Raw genomic sequence first — 15854 nt, 5'->3', positions numbered from 1 at the left:
ATAATAATGATTAAACGATTTGGCGTTGAAGGTTCAAAAGGGACTGGTGGGCAATCATTACCTTTTTCGAAAGCTGTGCTAGCGGACGGCTGGTTATATGTGTCAGGCCAAACACCGATGGTTGATGGTGAAGTGATTGATGGCGGCATTATTGCACAATCAAAACTGGCTATCGAAAACTGTTTAAACATCATGAAGGACGCGGGCTTTGAGCGCCAAGATATTGTGCATATGAAAGTGGTTTTGAGTGATGCTCGATACTTTCAGTCCTTTAATAAAGTGTTTCAGCAATTCTTTGCTGAGCATCCACCAGCAAGAGTCTGTTTTGTTGCGGATCTTGTGGTTGATTGCATGGTTGAAGTGGACATCACCTGCTTTAACAGCAAGTTCAAATCTTAATCGCTGAGACGATGAGGGGCTATTATGGAACATAATAATTTCTTAATGTGGTTTTTGCTGTATGCGTTCGTCATGATGTTCATTGGCTGGTATGTAACAAGGCATCAAAAGACAGGTGAAGATTTCATTCTTGGCGGCAGAAAATTACCGATGTTACTCACCTTAGGGTCTACTGTCGGAACGATGGTGGGAACAGGGTCAAGTATTGGTGCGGTGAGTTTCGGTTATTCGAATGGTTGGGCTGGTATGTTATATGGCATCGGCGGCGCAACGGGGATCTTACTCACCGCTTGGTTATTTGCGCCAGTAAGAAACTATCGCTTTATGACAATGAGTGAGGAAATTTGTTACTACACAGGTGGCAGCCGCTTAGTCAAAAACCTGGTTGCGATATTAATTTTCTTAGCATCAATTGGTTGGTTAGGTGCGCACATCCTTGGGGGCGGCTTATACTTGGCATGGGCTGCAGACATTGATATCACAGTAGCGAAGATCATCATTGCTGTCGGGTTTGTATTCTATGTGGGTATCGGTGGTTATAAAGCTGTTTCATGGATCGATACATTACAATCCATCGTCTTATTCCTCGGGTTTATTATTCTTGCCGTCGCCTCAGTGAGCTACGTCGGCGGATGGGATGTCGTTGTACAAAATACGGATCCGAAGGCGTTCACGTTATTTGGGATTGGTAAACTTGGTATGCTACCTGCTATTTCACTTGCAATTGTGATTGGTATTGGTGTTCTAGCGACACCTTCCTATCGTCAGCGTATTTATTCAGCAGCGTCAACAAAAGCCATTCGCCAATCATTCATTATTACTGGCGTCTTATATATGGGGTTCTCGTTCTTACCTGCAATTATCGGCATGGCAACCCATGTAATGGAACCTAATTTAGAAAACAGCAGTTTTGCTTTCTTATATGCAACCAATGCATTACCGCATGTACTGGCAATGGTGGTATTGATCGCAGGTATGTCAGCTAATATGTCATCAGGTAGCTCTGACGCCATCGCAGGGGTTTCGATAATCCTACGTGATATCTATACGATGGTAACAGGGAAAATGCCACCACCAGAGAAAGCCATTAACTTATCTCGGATCTTCTTACTTGGCGTTATCTTGCTTGCACTGGTATTCGCATTGACCTCAAATGACATCATTGGTTATATCACTAAAATGATTTCAATGATTATGTCAGGGCTTTGTGTCACCGTGTTATTAGGTAAATTTTGGCATCGCTTTAACTGGCAAGGTTGTATAGCCGCGCTGGTGGCGGGAAGCTCAACATCGTTAACGATTATTTTAACGCCAGAGTGGTCTGCAAAATTAGGTAACCCCGTGATCCCTGCATTATTGATCAGCTTGGTTTGTGCGGTGGTTGTCACTTTAGTGACACCAAAAAATAAACTCAGCCGTGAGGAAGTTTTAGAAAACATTACCCACGAAAGAGAAAATACGGCGAAAAGTAAATAAATGTCCAAATTGAGAGATGCAAATGACGAAATATAATTTTCTCGAAGAGATAAAGCATAAGTCGGCGAGGTTGCCTAACTCAGAGAGTGTGCAGATAAACATTCTTCACGAGGACGTGTGTTTACCTGCGGTGGTCGTGAAACAGCGTGAATTAGAAAATAATATTGCATGGATGCAATATTATGCGAACACCGTAAATGTGTCGTTATCACCTCATGGTAAAACGACGATGACTCCCGCAATTTTCAAACGCCAAATCGCACAAGGTGCGTGGGGGTTGAGTGTTGGAACTGTTTATCAGGCAAAGGTGGCAATTGAATCGGGTATTAAGCACATTGTGATTGCTAATCAGGTTGTTGGTAAAACGAATATTCGGTTACTTGGCGAACTGGTTAAACTCAATCAAGCCAACTTGTATTGTTGTGTTGATAGTATTCAAAATGCGAAACAACTTGCCGAGGTTTTTTCACGCGAAAACCAAACATTGAATGTTTTGATTGAACTGGGTGTTAATGGTGGGCGTTGTGGTTGTCGTACAGAGGATGAAGCACTGTTGTTAGCCGAAGAATTAAAAGCATTACCCTCTCTAGTCATTGCTGGAATTGAATTTTATGAGGGTGTTATTCATAGCGATGATGCAGAAAAAGACATTAATGAGGTGCAGCAATTCTTACAGCGAGTCTTAGCGACGAGCCAAAAACTCGATAGATTGGGGGTGTTTGATAGATATCAGGGAGAGGTATTACTCACAGGAGCAGGTTCAGTTTGGTATGACCTTGTGAGTAAGAAGGTGGCAGAGTTTACCTTTTCAAAGGCTTTTCGCTTTGTCATTCGCCCTGGTTGTTATATTACACATGACCATGGTATTTATGATGAGGCTCAACAAGCCCTAAAAGCGCGGGATAGTATCGCTTGTCAGTTAGAAGGAGACTTGATGCCCGCAATGGAAATTGTGGCATTAGTACAGTCGGTTCCTGAAAAAGGGCGGGCAATTGTTAATTTTGGTAAAAGAGATGTCGCATTTGATGCTGGGTTACCTCAACCTTTAGCACAATATCGAGATGGTCAGCGGCTTTCATTCCAACGAGGAAGTGCAAAAACGTTTGGCTTAATGGACCAACATGCCATTTTATCTTTTGATGAAAGTTGTAATTTTCAAGTAGGGGACATCCTCGTTTTTGGTACATCGCACCCGTGCATTACGTTTGATAAGTGGAAAGTTATTTATCTGACGGATGATGAATATAACGTGCTAGAAGATATGCCAACATTTTTCTAAACCGCATTCTTGTTTGTTAATTAAAACCAGCTTCTTTGTTAAGTAGCTGGTTTTTTTTATTTATTTTTGTAATGCCAACTGGCTGTGTTATTGGATATTAGCGTACAACGTTTGAATTGCCAGCTTTAGAGTCTTACCTCATAAAGTAATTTTACGATATCAGAGGTATTTCAGTTTTTACTGACAAGACAGTGGCAGGAATTGATGTTTTATCACTATAAATTAAACGATAGGTGTCAGGTATATTCAATTTTTCTAGTGCAGATAAAGGATTCCCTTGACATAAATCAAAGGGTATTTAAGGAGATCTTAAAAAGATGATGTTAAGTTAATATTAGATAAAATGAGGATAATAATAGATGGTAGCACCTTCATTATTACGTAATCATCGCTAGTGTAAGGTATAAATTAATAATTATGAATAATATTTAAATGATGAAACTATTCAGTACTATTTAATCATTATAATTCCTAGCATTTTGGGGGGGCATCGAGAGTAGATGAGTTTATTGGCTTATGTAAGGTTTCTTAATACCTTCATTCATTAATGTTGTTGACTTTGATTTTGTCTTTTATAAATGGATTTTATGGTTTTTTTATTCCATAATTAATATTGAAAGTTACAAAAAAACACACTTTGAATATTTTTGTAATGCTTTTCTTAGTGTTTTAATACGACTTGATATTTTTTTACTATTTTTTATTTAATGATTTTCTGTTGTGTTGTTTTATTTTTACTATATATATATGAGTGTGATTAATCATTAGTAATTGTTAATCACACATATTTCTACTCGTTTTTTGTTATATGGTTATTTTGGAGTAACTATTTGTAATTTAATGTTTTATTTTTTATTTTCATTTAAATTAACACATTAAATGTGTAACAGAAGGTAATATTGGAAACATTATGAAATTATTTAATGTTTAAAATTAAGATGTTTCTTATTAAAGTAAAAACATAGTTAAATGTTTTTTTGTTATTTATTTCTGATTTTTAGTTATATTTTATTTTTAGTCATTTTTTTTCACTAATAAGCACCCGTTTTATGAGTATAAAAAACTTTATTATTGAAGAATGGAGTTATTTTGTGGTTTTTTATTAAAAAAAGTCTATTTAAATTGAAGTGTGGTTACTTGATTATCCTATATTAGAGTATTTAATGGCTGTAATTTTTGAATTATTTTATATATTTCACAAGCTTACCTCTCTGGGTTGTTTATTAACTCTATAATTTGACATAATTAAAATGAGATATAATAATGGCTTCGCATTGATACATTGTTTAATTATCTGGTTTATTAGCGGAGCCTAATAAATTAGGGATAGTTAGCATGTCAATTTTTAATGTTTACTAACCAAACATATTTTAAGAAAAAATTAAAATAATCAGATTAATAATAACTCGTTATTTTAATTTGTGTCGTCTTTTTTATCTAATGGAAATGTATAAAATGAAATTAAATAAACTTGCTTTAGTATTAGGTTTAGGTCTGGCTGTTGTTGCTGGTTCTGCTTCTGCAAACCAAGGTTCTGGTACTGTAACTTTTAAAGGTTCAATCATTGATGCTCCTTGCTCAATCCCACCAGGTTCTGAAGCATTTGAAGTTAAGATGGGTGCTATCGCAACTTCAGCATTAAACGGCGGCGGTAAAAGTGTTGCTCGTCCTTTCAATATTGAGTTAGAACAGTGTGATATCACTACTCTGAAAACTGTACAAACTACATTCACAGGTACGCCAAGTACTTCTGTTAATGGTGGTTTAGCTATCGCTGGTACAGCTAAAAATGCGGGTATCGTTATCACTGACGTTAATGGCGACAAAATTGATTTAGGCGCTAAATCTCCATCTCAAACTCTGTTTACTGGTGCTAACACACTGCGCTTCACTGCATTCTTACAAGGTGATGCAGACGCGACAAACAAACCTGCTGTTCCGGGTGAATTTGATGCAATCGCAACATTTGCTCTGAGCTACCAGTAATTGGTACCGCCCGTACAAGGATGTATGGGCACTAATTTTAATGAATTGAAATTGCTCATTAAGTTGAAATGGAGTCGTTATGAATCACTTTGGCACAATTGTCATGGTGCTTTCAGGAATAATGTTTGCCCCAATAGTTAGTGCACAAAATCAAATTTCTCGGGCACAAGGTCCATTCGAAGGAACCGTCACAATGGGTGGTTCAATTATCGAAACCCCCTGTGCAATTGATGCAGATAGCCGAGATCAATCAGTAAGCATAACTACTGTGCCTGTTAGTCAAATAATTCATGACAGAGAAAGTCCAGTTCGTAATTTCTCGATACGTCTTATTAATTGTGTTCTAACACCGGTAACGCCTGGAACTCCTAATTGGCAAACTTTCAATATTACATTTGATGGTCCGACAGATGGTCGCAATTTTGATGTTTTCGGTCACGCAAATGGATTGTCAGTAAAAATTTCTGATGCTGATGGAAATGTTGCAATCCCTGGTAAGGCGATGCCTGATTTGCCTATCAAAGCAGGTGAAACAACACTTCACTATAACGTGCGTGTTGTGCCTAATAATAAACGTTTAAAGCCAGGAAACTATCAGACCACTATCCGTTTTAAGATGGATTATTACTGAGTTATTACTAAGGGACTATTATGGCTCTGTTATTAAAAAGTAAAAATAAAGTATCTAATAACTCAGTAAGTTATTTTTTAACACCTGTAGCGGCTATGGTGTTCATTGCAATTGCTCATATAAATTTAGCTAATGCGAATAATGATAGTATTGAGTTTAATACCGATGTTTTAGATCTTCAGGATAAAAGCAATATTTCTTTAAATGAGTTCTCTCGTGCTGGCTATGTGATGCCAGGGAAATATCCATTTAAGGTTAATTTAAATAACCGAGACCTCGCTGATAGCTTTGATATTGAATATATCGCTGATCCCAATGATCCTAGTATCACTACGCCATGCTTGACGGCAAATATTGTCGATAGCATTGCTTTACGAGACGAATGGAAAAAAAAGGTTCAGTTTGATAGCAAAGGGCAATGTTTAATTCCTGAAAGTATTCCAGGAATGACAATAGCTGGCTCGTTGGCTAAAGAAACTGTCACGTTGACTGTACCACAGGCTTATATTGAGTTTACTTCTGATAATTGGGATCCGCCATCCCGCTGGGACGAAGGTGTACCTGCCTTACTTTTTGACTATAACTTGAATGCTAACATCACAAGACCTGCAGATTCAGCCAATACCCAATCATTAACAGGGAATGGAACAACTGGCTTTAACTTAGGTGCATGGCGCTTTAGAGCAGATTGGCAAGCAAGTTATAATCGCACTAATGGGCAATCCACAGACCGTCGTTGGGATTGGAGCCAATATTACGCTTACCGAGCTGTAAAAGAGCTAAATGCAAAGCTGACAATGGGTGAACAGTTTTTGCGTTCAGGGCTGTTTGATTCATTCCGTTATATGGGGGCAAGTTTGATCTCTGATGAGAGAATGCTGCCGCCAAACTTACGTGGTTACGCACCTGAAGTTACAGGTGTTGCAAGAACAAATGCAAAAGTCATTGTAACTCAGCAAGGGCGAGTGATTTACGAAACCCAAGTCGCACCAGGGCCTTTTCGTATCCAAGATTTAAGTGATGCTGTTAATGGTAAGTTAGATGTACGGGTTGAAGAACAAGACGGCTCAGTACAAGAATTCCAGATGAATACTGCATCAATACCGTATTTGACTCGACCTGGTTCAGTGCTTTTCAAAGTTGCGGGTGGTCGCCCAAATAATATGGATCATAAAACCGAAGGGCAAGGGTTCGTCATGGGCGAATTCAGTTGGGGTATCTCTAACGGTTGGTCATTATTCGGTGGTGGGCTTGCAGCAGGTGACTATAACGCATTATCACTCGGTGTTGGTCGAGATTTGCTAGCCTTCGGTGCTATCTCATTCGATGTGACTGAATCACGCGCAAAACTAAAAACGGATAACAAAATTTATACAGGTGCATCGTATCGTTTAAGTTATTCAAAACGTTTCGAAGATTATGATAGCCAAGTGACGTTCGCAGGTTACCGATTCTCTGAGCGTGACTTTATGAGTATGAATCAATACTTAGATCGTCGCTACAGAGGCGTGGAGTTTGATAACAGTAAAGAGTTATACACCATTACGTTTAATAAATACTTTACAACTGCAGATCTGACGGCATATCTGAACTATAACCATGAAACGTATTGGAATAAACCAGCAGCAAAACGTTACAACCTTTCCGTTGCTAAATATTTTGATCTTGGTCGCTTTAAAAATATTAACTTAAGTCTCACGGCATTTCGTAACAAATTTGATAATAAAAACAATGATGATGGGTTATACATGAACCTGTCTGTGCCTTGGGCGGATAGAGCGTCCATAAGCTACAACAACATGATCACAAAAGACGGTAACTCACACACTGTCAGCTATTTTGACGCCATTGATGATAAGACAAATTATCGTGTTGGAACTGGGTTGAGTAGTCGAGGTCGTGGAACTATCGATGGCTTCTACACGCGTTATGCTGATTTGGCAACGATGACAGCGAGTACGAGCTATATCAATGGTGATACATCTTCAGCAGCATTCTCATTACAGGGTGGTGCAACTGTAACAGGCCACGGTGCTGCATTACACCGTATCAATACACCAGGCGGAAGCCGAGTCATGGTGAGTACAGAAGGTGTGGGGAACGTGCCTATTCAAGGTTTTGGGCCAAATACAGAAACTAATATGTTCGGTAAAGCTGTCGTTGCAGATATCAGTGACTATTACCGTACCAGTACGCGAATTGATGTGACTAACTTGCCTGACAATGTGGAAGCAGTTCGAACATCTCAGCCAATTACACTGACAGAAGGTGCCGTCGCTTACCGTGAGTTTGAAGTGTTATCAGGGATAAAAACGATGGTTAGGCTTGCGCTTGCAGATGGTAGCTATCCACCATTTGGTGCAACAGTACGAAATGAGAAAAACAGAGAGTTAGGTATCGTTACGGATAATGGTTCTGTGTATATCTCAGGTGTGAATCCAAATGAAGTGTTGGATGTTTATTGGGATGGTAGCGTGCAATGCAAGATTCAGATTCCTGAAAATATTAGCACGGCAGAGTTTAATTCCCTGTTATTACCCTGTACTAACAGCCCGAATGCCAAGCCTGGTTATATACCAGCAAAAGCGGTACCCGTGGGGAAACCAGCGCCAGCTTATAAGCCAGCGCCAATTCAGCAGGGAGTCGCACCGAGTCAGCGTTGGTTATTGAAGCCACCAGATCTCGCTCAAATTATCGATTATACCGAGTAAACCGGGTTATTAGAGTTTAAAAAGAGTTGGTACTTATGAATATTAAAAAAATTGCGTTTTTTACGACAACAATTACGTTATCGACTGTGCTGTGCGGCCAGGCGTTAGCTGCCATTGCACTGGATAGAACCCGTGTCATTTATAATGGCGCTGATAAGACTATCAGCTTAAATATTAAAAACGAAAACACTGAATTACCTTATCTTGCGCAAGGTTGGATTGAAGATGAGAATGGTAACAAAATTGAAAGTCCATTAACGGTTTTACCGCCAGTTCAACGCGTAGAAGCAGGTGAAAGTAGCCAAGTTAAGATTCAATCGCTCCCTGATGTATCCGCATTGCCACAAGATAGAGAAAGTGTTTACTACTTTAACTTACGTGAAATTCCACCACGTAGTAAAGAAGCTAACGTATTGCAAATTGCACTGCAGACACGCATTAAGTTGTTTTATCGACCAAAAGCGCTATATGCCACACGTACTGACCTCGAAAACCCATGGCAGGAAAAAATTACGTTAACGCGCAAAGGTGATGCTTATGAAGTCAGTAATCCAACGGCTTATTTTGTCACCATTGTGGATGCCAGTTCAAAAGTGGGTGGTGATACGGTTAAACAATTTGAACCAGTGATGATTTCGCCAAAAAGTAATGGAATGCTAAAAGGCAGTGCAAGTTCAATGGGTGCAAAACCAGTTCTAACGTATATCAATGACTATGGCGGAAGGCCAAAATTAACGTTCGGCTGTGCAGGCACAACATGTAAAGTTGAATCTTCGACGGACAGATAACGGAGAATAATGTATGAAAAGGACTCTCCTGTTTAGCGCTATTATATTCAGCGTCGCGCCTGTGTTTACCAGCAGCGCAGATAGTTGGGATATAGAGGGTTTACATGGAACATTGACAGTAAATGGCATGATGACAGAAGCAGCTTGTACTATGGATGTGACTAATTCAATGCGCCAAGAAGTGTCTCTAGGGGAGATCCCTTCATCTTCACTCCGTAAACCAGGTGATAGAGCTGAGCCTGTCTCATTCGAATTAGAATTTAGGCATTGCATTCGCACGGCAAGCCGAATGAGAGACATTCGAACCGATACGCCAATTTGGGATGCGATGCAACCTGTGATAACCGTCTCTTTTGTTGCGGTATCAGATAAATATTTCCCTGAAATGTTGAGTGTTAAAGGTGTCTCTGGTTTGGCATTAGAAGTCACTGATGCGCAAAGAGGTGATATTCGGCTTGGAAGCCAAGGGCGTCCTCAGTTTCTTGATGCACCACAGGGTACTCTTCAATATTTTGTCACGCCAGTGAGGACCCCCGAAAAACTAACGGAAGGAAGTTTCAGCGCTGTAATGGACTTTAAGGTGGATTATGAGTGATTTAAATAAGCAGAGGTACCTGCTGGCATTCTGCCTTGCTGGAATATTTTCAACGTCAGCTTCATATGCAGGGCTACCAGACTCACGTATTAGCCCTTCAGCGGGAACAAGGGCAACGATAACTCCTGGTATGGTGACCGTTCCGATTAAAGGCGTTGTTTTAGCACCACCACCTTGCGTCATTAATAACGGTAATATTGTCAAGGTGGACTTTCAAGAAATCATGAGCACGCGGATTGATGGCTCTGCTTACGCTAAGCCAGTTAATTACAATATAAAGTGCGATAAAAGACCCACTGAACAAATGAAAATGACCCTGGTTGGGATCCCAATATCTTTTGATTCAGGGGCAGTTGAAACGGATATTCCTGGCTTAGGTATTGCGTTTCGTTATAACGGAAACAAACTTCGCTTAAATCAAGAAATTAAGTTTGTTTATCCCAATGCACCTCAATTTGAAGCGATACCTGTTCGCGATCTATCGAAAACACTGACACAAGGTGGTGCTTTTCGTGCAGGTGTCACTATCAAACTTGATTATCAATAAGGGGAAGAACAATGCAAAAATTCATAAAAAAGCTTCCTCTGGTAATGAGTTTGTTAGTTATACCTACGGGTATAGCTATTGCTGATGACGTGGAATTTACAGGCACTTTATTAATACCACCTCCGTGTACTGTATTTGAAGATAAAGTGGAAGTTATTGATTATAAAGATATTGGCTTACATAAAATTGATGGTACTAACTTCACAAAACCGATTAATTATGCGTTGAAATGTGATGCGAATTTAAAAGGTTGGGATTTAATACTCACTATTAAGGGGACGGCAACTGATTTTGACAAAGCCGCTCTGCAAACCAATATTCAAGACCTTGGAATGCGCATTACACAAAATGGCCTTGGTTTTGAAATTAATAAGCCAATGAAAATTGTTTATGGGCAAGCGCCTGTTCTCGCGGTGGTGCCTGTGAAGAAACCAGGCATTACGTTGCCAGAAGGAAGCTTTACCGCAACAGGGACATTGCTCGCGGAGTACCAATAATGAACAAATTAATTCAATGTGCAGTTGCTGGTGCTTTATTCATAAATGTGAATGCGGCTTTTGCTGTACCAGATAACTTAAAAATTATCGGTAACTTAGTGGAAGAACCCTGCACAATTTTACCTGGTGATGAAAATATCCCGATGGATTTTTTTGATACGCCAGAAAAGAACTTTTATGCCTATGGCGAAACGGTACCGAGGGAGTTTGCGATTAAATTAGCAGACTGTGATACCACAATTGGTAAATCTGTTGAGGTGACTTTCTCAGGAACACCAAACCTCGCATTACCTGGTTTTTTAGCGCTTTCAACAAGCAGTGTGGCATCAGGTTTTGCTGTGGGACTGCAAAACAGTGATAAAACAGCGCTCGATATCGAAAAAAAAGGCGCGAAGATTACATTACAAAATGGGGCTAACCAACTGCGCTTTTATGCCTATTTAAAAGGTGAGCCTGAAGCGATTAAGAACAAGACAATTAAAGTGGGGCCATACAGTGCCGTGGCCACATTTAAATTAGATTATGAATAATAAGGCTGTGAACTAATATGAAAGTTTTCTTATCTCTATTAATTGGTGCAGTCATGTTTTCATCTTCTGCATCGGCATCCATATTCTCTTATATCACAGAGTCAAAGCCAGGAGCCAATCCAGCTAGAGGGGATGCAGACTATAAATATGTTATAGCCCGTTGGGATCCTGAATCACCCAGTGTGATGAACCCTTGCTATGGTTGGTCTCAATGTTACCTCACCATTAGCCATAAACATACAGCGAATGGAACGCCTGGTGCGGCAACAGTAAATATTGCTGAAATTTCTAAGTACCGGACGATGAGAGAGGTTCAGAACATCCCTGGAGTGATGACTAAAGCACTGGCTCCTGCAACACAATGGGCTGTACACACAGGTGTCAGGTTACAGAATAACCAAGAATGTGTGGGATTATTTTATCAAGAGACGACAGGCGTGACAAATAATGGAGGGTTAATCCCTGGTTCATTATGTGGTATTGCACCTCCACCAATTGGCGCCTGTAAGATCAATAACAGTATCCCAGATATTAACTTTGGTGCAATTAGTGAAGCTGATCTCGCAGGGCAAGCAAAAGAAGTCCCCATCACTGTAACATGTAATCTAGCGATGGATGTGCTGGTTGTCGCAACAGGGGTTAACGTTACAAATGGTCGGGTTAACTTAAAGCCAGATGGTAGTTTATATGCCAACTTATTTTTAGGGGCGAATAACACGCCAGGAGAGGCGGGTTATAAATTTTATGTACCTGCTGGGGGAACAAATACCGTCAACCTGAAAGCCGTATTAGGGACGAATGGTCGTGTTCAACCTGGCACATTTGAAGGCGCGGCAGCCCTTATTCTAACTGTACCTTAATAAATGGTGAAAATATGTATTCAGAAAACGGTAGTGAAAAAATCCATTATATGGTCGGTCAAAGGATCTTAGAGAAACGCAGAGAGCTCGGTTATACGGGTTTTCAACTGGCTCAACTGCTAGGTGTAAGCCAGCAACAAATCTCTCGTTATGAAAGAGGGAAGATCAAAATTGACCTGTTTCATTTATTTAAACTTTCATTTTTGATGGAAACACCAATTGATTGGTTTCTGGAAGATATCAGCTCCCAACTCATTGAAAATGGGCGGCTAGATGACATTCATTGATGAGCGTTTAAATTGGTATTAATGATAAATAGGCTGGGATTATAATTTCTGTCGTTCGTTATAATTGAGCTGCCAGAATGCAAATGTAGTTGAAGACTCAGCCTATTTATTTTTGCCCTGTATTTAGGGCGTTGATTATCCATCATTTCAATGAGTTCCTTTCCAATATTTCTTTCCTACGCTTTATTTTGATTGATATCCATTTATAGAATTGGTGATTTTGTGCGTTCTAACATCTTTTTAGCAAATGCAAATGCAAACTAATATCATTAGCGCTTAATAACGTGTAAGATACTCCCTCTTCGAGACGTTGACATTTTATCGTCAGTACTTTTATAGATGGATGGAGGAAATAAGATGTTTGCAAAATCATTAGTTTCAGGTCTTGCCTTATTATCCGCTTTAGTTTTGGCGGGTTGCGATAACGCAAAAGAAACGCCAGAAACAACCCAAGCGGCAGAGAAACAAACCATTACAATTGAACATGTACAAGGCAAAACTGAAATTCCTCGCCATCCACAAAAAGTGATTGTCATGAACATGGAAACACTGGACATCATGGATGCATTAGGTGCACCCGTCGCAGGGGTTCCACAAACCAACGTACGTTTTCCTGAATTCTTAACGAAATACAGTGGCTCTGAGTATGTGAATGGCGGAACGCTGTTTGAACCTGCTTATGAAACATTAAGTAACGCAAAACCTGACCTGATTTTAGGTGGTAGTCGTGCTCGTGATGCATATGATAAATTGAGCGGCGTTGCTCCAACGATTTCTTTAGATATCGACAACAAAAACTTTATCGGTAGCTTAACTGAGCGTACTAATGAGCTTGGCGCCCTGTTTGGTAAAGAAGAAGAAGCAAAAAAACTGATTGCCGATTTCAATACCAAAATTGATGGTATTAAAACTAAAGCCCCAACTGCGGGTAAAGCGATGGTGATTTTAGTCAGTGGCGGTAAAATTTCTGCTTATGGCCCAGGTTCACGTTTTGGCTTTATTTTTGATGTGTTAGGTTTCGAGCCTGCGTATGTCTTTGAAGAAAACACGGGTCGTCACGGTAACATCGTCAATGCTGAATTACTGGTAAAATTAAACCCAGATTGGCTGTTTGTGATTGACCGTGATAGCGCGATTGGTAAAGCAGACGCACAACCTGCAGCGGAAGTACTTGATAACGCATTAGTGAGAAAAACAGCTGCATGGGAAAAAGGCCAGATTACTTACCTTGACCCAACAGCGGTATACATCTCAGGTGGTATCCAGACCTATTCCAAATTAATGGATGATATCAATAACGCATTAGAGAAGAGCCAAGCAAAATAACCAATGAAAACGCTTTATCTTTTTTGTGGAATTATCACGTTATTGGTTTTAGCGGTATTAAGCTTGTTTGTTGGAGCGGGTGACGTGTCACCCGTTTCGCTTTTCACCGACCCAGAGATGCAAGACATCTTTTTTATTAGCCGAATTCCTCGAACCGTCTCCCTAATTCTAGCCGGCAGTGCCATGAGTGTTGCAGGGCTTATCATGCAATTACTCACACAAAACCGCTTCGTTGAGCCCTCGCTTGCGGGTACAACACAGTCTGCCAGTTTAGGCTTACTGGTCGTGATGATTCTATTCCCAGCGGCAAGTATTATGACCAAAATGGTCGTTGCAAGTGGCTTTGCCCTGATTGGCACGATGCTGTTTATGCTGTTATTACGCCGTGTCATTTTAAAATCAGCGCTGATAGTACCATTAGTGGGTATCATGTTAGGTGCGGTGATTAGCGCGTTAACTATCTTTACAGCCTATTATTTTGACTTACTTCAGTCCCTTGGGGCATGGATGAGCGGCGACTTTTCTAGCATCATTCAGGGTCGCTATGAATTGCTTTGGCTGGTGGGCATTCTCACGTTAATCGCCTGCTGGATTGCAGATAGTTTTACTGTTGCTGGTATGGGCCGTGAATTTTCCATTAATGTGGGGCTCAATTATCGTAAAGTCATGACCATCGGCTTATCCATTATCGCGCTGATTAGCGGTGTCGTGGTCGTTGTGGTTGGTGCGTTACCTTTCCTAGGCTTAATTATTCCAAATCTTGTGAGCTTAGTGATGGGGGATAACATTCGCAAAACCATTCCGTGGATATGTATTGCGGGTGGTGGTTTAGTTTTACTGTGCGACATTATTGGGCGTTTGATCCGCTATCCATTTGAAATCCCTGCGAGTGTGATTCTAGGTGTGGTTGGCGCTGTTATTTTCTTATATTTATTGTTGAAGCAACAACGTTATGCAAAAAGTTAACTCCGCAATTGCGTTAGCAAAACCTAAAAAAGGGTTAACGCCACTGCAAAGAATATGGATATTGTTGGCTTTATCGCTGCTATCCATTGTGCTTTATATGACAATCAACTTAGGCAATAACCTTGCGTATATTCTACCGCATCGTGGTTATATCGTGTTGACCATGATTGTTGTGGCGTTTGCAGCGGGGGTATCGACAGTATTGTTCCAAACCATTGCAAATAATAAAATATTGACGCCATCAATCATGGGGCTTGAGGCTTTGTTTGTCTTGTTGCAAACCGTCTTTATTTTTTATACTGACAGCTTCCCTGCTTCATGGTTACTAAATATCGGTAAGTTCCTGTTGGAATCGACTTTGCTTGTGCTGTTTTCGGTTCTGCTTTATCGCTGGTTATTTGTCTCTGTGAAAATGAATATCAACCTGGTATTGATGGTAGGTATCATTTTAGGCACGTTATTTCGCAGTGTGGCCACATTACTCCAGCGTCTAATGGATCCAAATGAGTTTTCCATTTTACAAAGCCGCATGTTTGCAACGTTCACTCGAGGTACGCCAGAGCTTATTTTCTTTACCTTGCTTATTACTGTTGTCGTTGGCGTTCTCTTGTGGCGGATGCGTTATTGCTTTGATGTCTTGGCATTAGGGCAGGCCAATGCCGTTAATTTAGGGATTAATTATCGCCAACAAGTCACGGTTATTTTACTGCTGATTTCCATCTTAGTCGCTATCTCAACCGCCTTGGTTGGGCCTTTAACCTTCTTAGGACTGATGGTGGCAAACTTGGCTTACTTTATCAGTGGGAGTAGCCAGCACCGCTATTTATTACCCGTGTCTTTCTTGTTAGGTGTGATAGCGCTGATTGGCGGACAGCTCGTTCTTGAATATGGTTTAAATATGGCGGGAACCTTGTCCGTTGTTATTGAGTTTGTTGGCGGAATATTCTTTATTTATATGGTGTTAAGAAGGTTTTAG

General features: G+C 40.3%; 16 protein-coding genes. All 16 read left to right on the top strand.

All coding sequences use genetic code 11. The features are described 5' to 3' along the window. The first annotated feature begins 3 nt into the window (after positions 1–3). Positions 4–399 carry a RidA family protein gene (locus tag PSF27_RS11535; protein WP_206083793.1) on the top strand — a complete coding sequence of 132 codons (396 nt, stop codon included), beginning with the start codon at positions 4–6 and terminating at the stop codon, positions 397–399. A 24-nt stretch (positions 400–423) separates the two neighbouring features. Then, a complete protein-coding gene (locus PSF27_RS11530; RefSeq protein WP_206083365.1) occupies positions 424–1875 on the top strand; it encodes a sodium:solute symporter family protein in 1452 nt (483 codons plus the stop codon). Between the two features lie 22 nt (positions 1876–1897). Beyond that, positions 1898–3154 (top strand): amino acid deaminase, encoded by a 1257-nt coding sequence (locus tag PSF27_RS11525; RefSeq protein ID WP_272681484.1) that lies wholly within the window; start codon positions 1898–1900, stop codon positions 3152–3154. 1455 nt (positions 3155–4609) lie between these two features. Continuing rightward, positions 4610–5140 carry a fimbrial protein gene (locus PSF27_RS11520; RefSeq protein ID WP_206083367.1) on the top strand — a complete coding sequence of 177 codons (531 nt, stop codon included), beginning with the start codon at positions 4610–4612 and terminating at the stop codon, positions 5138–5140. 79 nt (positions 5141–5219) lie between these two features. Then, complete coding sequence (locus tag PSF27_RS11515; protein WP_225818672.1) at positions 5220–5771, top strand: fimbrial protein; 552 nt, start codon at positions 5220–5222, stop codon at positions 5769–5771. 20 nt (positions 5772–5791) lie between these two features. Beyond that, complete coding sequence (locus tag PSF27_RS11510; protein ID WP_206083369.1) at positions 5792–8482, top strand: outer membrane usher protein; 2691 nt, start codon at positions 5792–5794, stop codon at positions 8480–8482. 35 nt (positions 8483–8517) lie between these two features. Beyond that, positions 8518–9270, top strand: coding sequence for a fimbria/pilus periplasmic chaperone (locus tag PSF27_RS11505; protein WP_206083370.1), 753 nt, complete (start codon positions 8518–8520; stop codon positions 9268–9270). A 13-nt stretch (positions 9271–9283) separates the two neighbouring features. After that, positions 9284–9865, top strand: a complete 582-nt coding sequence (locus PSF27_RS11500; RefSeq protein WP_206083371.1) for a fimbrial protein — start codon at positions 9284–9286, stop codon at positions 9863–9865. After that, on the top strand, positions 9858–10412 hold the full coding sequence (locus PSF27_RS11495) for a fimbrial protein (protein WP_206083372.1): 555 nt from the start codon (positions 9858–9860) through the stop codon (positions 10410–10412). Before PSF27_RS11500 ends, PSF27_RS11495 begins: the two co-directional genes overlap by 8 nt. Positions 10413–10423: 11 nt before the next feature. After that, positions 10424–10909, top strand: coding sequence for a fimbrial protein (locus tag PSF27_RS11490; protein ID WP_241016808.1), 486 nt, complete (start codon positions 10424–10426; stop codon positions 10907–10909). Further along, on the top strand, positions 10909–11439 hold the full coding sequence (locus PSF27_RS11485) for a fimbrial protein (protein ID WP_206083373.1): 531 nt from the start codon (positions 10909–10911) through the stop codon (positions 11437–11439). Before PSF27_RS11490 ends, PSF27_RS11485 begins: the two co-directional genes overlap by 1 nt. Positions 11440–11456: 17 nt before the next feature. Beyond that, the gene (locus tag PSF27_RS11480) at positions 11457–12299 is read left to right on the top strand and encodes an MrpH family fimbial adhesin (RefSeq protein WP_272539353.1); all 843 of its coding nucleotides are present in this window, start codon (positions 11457–11459) and stop codon (positions 12297–12299) included. Between the two features lie 14 nt (positions 12300–12313). Further along, positions 12314–12586 carry a helix-turn-helix domain-containing protein gene (locus PSF27_RS11475; RefSeq protein WP_206083375.1) on the top strand — a complete coding sequence of 91 codons (273 nt, stop codon included), beginning with the start codon at positions 12314–12316 and terminating at the stop codon, positions 12584–12586. Between the two features lie 357 nt (positions 12587–12943). Then, positions 12944–13912: a siderophore ABC transporter substrate-binding protein gene (locus PSF27_RS11470; RefSeq protein WP_206083376.1), complete on the top strand. Its 969-nt coding sequence runs from the start codon at positions 12944–12946 to the stop codon at positions 13910–13912. Positions 13913–13915: 3 nt separating this feature from the next. Then, positions 13916–14878: an ABC transporter permease gene (locus PSF27_RS11465; RefSeq protein ID WP_206083377.1), complete on the top strand. Its 963-nt coding sequence runs from the start codon at positions 13916–13918 to the stop codon at positions 14876–14878. After that, complete coding sequence (locus tag PSF27_RS11460; protein WP_047757179.1) at positions 14865–15854, top strand: iron chelate uptake ABC transporter family permease subunit; 990 nt, start codon at positions 14865–14867, stop codon at positions 15852–15854. The genes PSF27_RS11465 and PSF27_RS11460 overlap by 14 nt, the downstream gene beginning before the upstream one ends.

The organism is Providencia sp. PROV129, assembly GCF_028482245.1.
Lineage (GTDB): Bacteria > Pseudomonadota > Gammaproteobacteria > Enterobacterales > Enterobacteriaceae > Providencia > Providencia vermicola.
This window is presented reverse-complemented; position numbering and strand designations above follow the sequence as displayed.